The sequence below is a fragment of the Microcoleus sp. T3_A4 genome (assembly GCF_036700465.1).
Classification (GTDB): domain Bacteria; phylum Cyanobacteriota; class Cyanobacteriia; order Cyanobacteriales; family Microcoleaceae; genus Microcoleus.
Genome location: NZ_JAUBOY010000053.1, coordinates 40,455 through 45,712, shown reverse-complemented (window position 1 = coordinate 45,712; position 5,258 = coordinate 40,455). Strand labels below are relative to the sequence as shown.

At 50.9% G+C, this 5,258-nt stretch carries 2 protein-coding genes; both read right to left on the bottom strand.

The features are described 5' to 3' along the window. The coding region (locus tag QUA07_RS24825) for an nSTAND1 domain-containing NTPase (RefSeq protein WP_333330478.1) at positions 1 to 3,226 on the bottom strand (3,226 nt) is incomplete at its 3' end. Between the two features lie 795 nt (positions 3,227 to 4,021). Then, positions 4,022 to 5,258, bottom strand: a 1,237-nt coding sequence (locus tag QUA07_RS24820; RefSeq protein WP_445305909.1) for a WD40 repeat domain-containing protein, incomplete at its 5' end; no start/stop codon positions are given.

The following is a 5,258-nucleotide window of genomic DNA, read 5'->3' as shown; positions in this document are numbered from 1 at the left end:
TACTGTCAGCACCGCCAGAGACAATCTTGGTGCCATCAGGACTGAAGGCGACTGATCTGACTGGATGCCCCAGCAAAGGCTTGCCAATCGGCTTGAGGGTTTTGGCATCCCACAGCCCCACCGTACTGTCAGCACCGCCAGAGACAATCTTGGTGCCATCAGGACTGAAGGCGACTGATCTGACTGGATGCCCCAGCAAAAGCTTGCCAATCGGCTGTCCGGTTTTGGCATCCCACAGCCGCAATGTCTTGTCGTAACTGCCAGAGACAATCTTGGTGCCATCCCTGCTGAAGGCGACTGAATAGACCGCACTCTGATGCCCTAGCAAAGGCTTGCCAATCGGCTGTCCGGTTTTGGCATCCCACAGCCGCAATGTATTGTCGTAAAAGCTGCCAGAGACAATCCTGGTGCCATCTTCACTGAAGGCGACTGAATAGCCCGGTGCCGGAGCCCCCAGCAAAGGCCTGCCAATCGGTTGGGTGTTGGCATCCCAAAGCCGCACCGTGTTGTCGTCGCTGCGAGAGACTATCTTAGTGCCATCCCTACTGAAGGCGACTGATCTGACCGCACTCTGATGCCCCAGCAAAGGCTTGCCAATCGGCTGTCCGGTGTTGGCATCCCACAGTCGCACCGTCTTGTCGTAACTGCCAGAGACAATCTTGGTGCCATCCGGACTGAAGGCGACTGAATAGACCGATGCCTGATGCCCTAGCAAAGGCTTGCCAATCGGCTGTCCGGTTTTGGTATCCCACAGCCGCACCACCGTCTCGACCCAACTGCCAGAGACAATCTTGGTGCCATCCGGACTGAAGGCGATTGAATAGACCCTACTCTGATGCCCCAGCAAAGGCTTGCCAATGGGCTTGAGGGTTTTGGCATCCCACAGTCGCACCGTACTGTCAGCACCGCCAGAGACTATCTTGGTGCCATCCGGACTGAAGGCGACTGATGTGACTAGATGCCCCAGCAAAGGCTTGCCAATGGGCTTGAGGGTTTTGGCATCCCACAGCCGCACCGTACTGTCAGCACCGCCAGAGACAATCTTGGTGCCATCCGGACTGAAGGCGACTGACATGACCACACTCTGATGCCCCAGCAAAGGCTTGCCAATGGGCTTGAGGGTTTTGGCATCCCACAGCCGCACCGTGTCGTCAGAACTGCCGGAGACAATCTGGGTGCCATCCGGACTGAAGGTGACTGAATTGACCCCCTCCTGATGCCCCAGCAAAGGCTTGCCAATGGGCTTGAGGGTTTTGGCATCCCACAGCCGCACCATGTCGTCAGAACTGCCGGAGACAATCTGGGTGCCATCCGGACTGAAAGCGACTGAATTGACCGCACTCTGATGTTGCAATCGATTTCGTTCCCGGAGTACCGGAACTGAATCTAAGACTGCCCCATAGGCTGAAGGAGAAACCGAGTGATTGGGAAACTGAACTAGAAAAGATTGACTCAACCCAACAGCAGCCAGGGCATTAACCGTGGCATCAACTGGTTGACTTGAAACCGACAAGCCTGCTGTCGCGACTAATAGTTCTACTCGTTGGCGTTGTGCCTGTTGGAGTTGGTACAAGGCGGAGCCAGCAAAACCGATTGCACCTACCAAAAGCATGACCAATCCCCAAAACGTCATCTTCTGGTTTCGTTTCCGTGTTTCCTCCGCCTCCCTCGATGCTGTAAAAAACTCCATCTGCAAAGGAGTCATATCCTTGTCAGATCGCTGCTGATAGTTCTTCAACAAGTCCAAGTCAGGCGGTCGCCACAAAATCCCCTCCGGACGACCTTGTTCATCCCAGTAGCGTGCGTCCTCGTCTAACCGCCTCCCAAACCGAATATCTTCCCGGCTACCATCAAGCCATTCCTGAAACTTCCGCCAATGCTCAAACAAAGCTTCATGGGTCACTTCTGCGGTTTCGCTGCTGCCCGTTGCCGAGAGCGTAATCAGCCGCACTCCCGGCGCTGAAAACAAGTTAACAACCCGTTTCAACTGTTCCGGCTGGTTTTGGTGCGACCCCAAACTATCCAGCAAAGCGCGACGGCGCGTGTCTTTGGTTCCCTCTCCCAGTTGCACCAATCCCAAAAATACTCGTCGGGCAATCTCCTGTTCCTCCGGGCTGAGGTTGTCATAAATGCGCTGTGCTTCCCCTGCCAACGCACCCCCCACGCCGCCAATTTCTTTAAGCGTCTGTGCAGGTGGTTTCCCTTCTGCCAATCCTTCCCAAATCCGCGTCAGGGCAAACTGAAGCAGAGGTAAAGCTCCCTCCCGTCCTTCTGTATCATTAACTAATAGATTGATGGTAGCTTCATCCAAAGGATGTCCCGCCAATTCTGCGGGTTTACCAATCGCCTGTCGCAACTCTGCTTCGTTCATTGCAGGTGCGAGATAACCTTGCTCAGTAAACAGACGATTCAGTTGGGAATGTTTCTGAGTTTCCCCTAAAAAGTCACTGCGGAACGTGACGATTACTGTTACTTGCTTCGATTGAGCTTTGGCAGCACAAAGCAAATTACCAACAAAAGTATCTCTTTCACTTTGATTTTCACAAAGGGTATAAATTTCTTCAAATTGATCTACCAGTACAATCAATGGAGAGATGGCGATATCGGGGAAGACATTGGCAATTCGCCGCAACCCATCAAACTCGCCGCTTTCGTTACTGTGCTTGAGTTCTCCCTCAAACTCCCGACTTTTGGCAACCGGAGTCTCATCATTAGTGACAATGCGCGCCAGCACAGTTGCTAATGCTTCTAAGGGATTGGTTCCCGGCACTAATACGGCAACTCTAGCGCGATCGTACCCAGGTATCGGCTTTCGTGCCAGTTCTGGAATGAGTCCCGCCCTTGCCAATGAGGATTTTCCCGAACCGGAAGGCCCATAAATCGGCAATAAGCGAACCGCATTAGCAGATTCATACAAGCTGCGAAGCTTCTCCCACAGGTCAGCAATCTGTTTTTCTCGTCCAAAAAAACGAGATCCATCGGTTTCTTGAAATGCCAGCAATCCTCTGTAAGGATTGGCACCGATAGCAGATTGAGTCTTTTTCTCTTCCGACCCATCTGCCTCACTGGAAGTTGCACCAAAGATCGCTTGACCGCCACTAACATATACTACTATGCCACCCAATACCTGAGCGATCGACTGGTTGCGATCGCCCTTAATGTCTTGCTGACTTTGAAGATTTGGATTTTGCGAATTTGGAAATCCGGACTCTTGGCGCTGGGACATAAATTTTCCCGTTCATTAGTAAATGCACATTGGACAGCAGCCAATCGATTAGACACTCCAGAAATTAAAGGTACGTTACCTTTAACCCTTCTAGAGAGGTTGTATGTAACATCTATACATTCTTTTTTGGTATCCGCTCAATAAGTTGTGGTAATTAGTAATTTGTCGCAGTTATTGAATTCAGATTAAATTATACAAATATCTTAAATCGGCACAAAACTAGCGAGGCTGACACGAACCGCAAAGTAGGACTTAAAACCATTGCCGGGTAAGGGCTTGAGCGCTTATTTTTCTAAAATCGAGATCCAGGCTATTTGAGAACATCAGGTACGTAAAAAAAGGTAAATATTACTCATATCGCTAAAGTCCAGCTTGTTCACTAAAACTTCTGCCTGTCGAGAGCTGGATTAAAAGCTTTCGCTGGTAAGGGTTCCCGCTGTTCTTTCGTTTCCCGCGTCAGAGTATTGGTTATACTCTGCCGTGGGAACTGAGTATTTGCAAGGCACACACGAACAGTAAGCGGAAAAATGCCTGTAATCATTTACCAGATGAGGGTTTTAGTTGCTACTTTGCGGTCTATGGCAGCTTCGCTATTCTTACGCCTAATGGGGTCTTTCCGAGCTGTCTTACGGAGTTGTCTCACAACACTGTAAGACAACCTCGTAAGACACTGTGTTCTTTATCTTACTACTGAAGCTTTTGGCCTTACATAGTGGTCAATTAGTTAGGAATTGTATACAAAAAAGGAAATCAAGTTAGGAAGAAAAGCCAGAAATTGGGGTAAAAATTGTCATTTTAAGGATCTTTGTATCGCTGACAAGTTTTCTTTGCTTCCCTGGCAACATCGGTTTCAGGTTCAACCAAGACAGAGTGATAGCGGAGTTGTTTGCAAGCCCTATGCAATAACCCCTCCAAGGAAATATCCCCCCACAGTCGCACCGTCTTGTCCCTACTGCCAGAGACAATCTGGGTGCCATCCGGACTGAAGGCGACTGAAATGACCGAACTCTGATGCCCCAGCAAAGGCTGGCCAATAGGCTTTAAGGTTTTGGCATCCCACAGCCGTACCGTGTTGTCATCACTGCCAGAGACAATCTGGGTGCCATCCGGACTGAAGGCGACTGACAAAACCAAAATCTGATGCCCCAGCAAAGGCTTGCCAATCGGCTTTAAGGTTTTGGCATCCCACAGCCGCACCGTGTAGTCTAAACTGCCGGAGACAATTTGGGTGCCATCCGGACTAAAGGCGACTGACAAAACCCAATCCTGATGCCCCAGCAAAGGCTTGCCAATCGGCTTTAAGGTTTTGGCATCCCACAGCCGCAACGTCTTGTCATTACTGCCAGAGACAATCTGGGTGCCATCGGGACTAAAGGCCACTGAACTGACCCAACCCTGATGCCCCAGCAAAGGCTTGCCAATCGGCTTTAAGGTTTTGGCATCCCACAGCCGCAACGTCTTGTCATCACTGCCGGAGACAATTTGGGTGCCCTCCGGACTGAAGGCGACTGAATAGACCTCACTCTGATGCCCCAGCAAAGGCTTGCCAATGGGCTTTAAGGTTTTGGCATCCCACAGCCGCACCGTGTTGTCGTAACTGCCAGAGACAATTTGGGTGCCATCGGGACTGAAGGCCACTGAATTGACCCAACCCTGATGCCCCAGCAAAGGCTTGCCAATGGGCTTTAAGGTTTTGGCATCCCACAGCCGCAACGTCTTGTCATCACTGCCAGAGACAATCTGGGTGCCATCGGGACTGAAGGCGACTGAATAAACCCAATGCTGATGCCCCAGCAAAGGCTTGCCAATAGGCTTTAAGGTTTTGGCATCCCACAGCCGCAACGTTTTGTCATCACTGCCAGAGACAATCTGGGTGCCATCCGGACTAAAGGCGACTGAAGAGACAAAACTCTGATGCCCCAGCAAAGGCTTGCCAATAGGCTTTAAGGTTTTGGCATCCCACAGCCGTACCGTGTTGTCATCACTGTCAGCGGCAATCTGGGTGCCATCCGGACTGAAGGCGACTGAACTG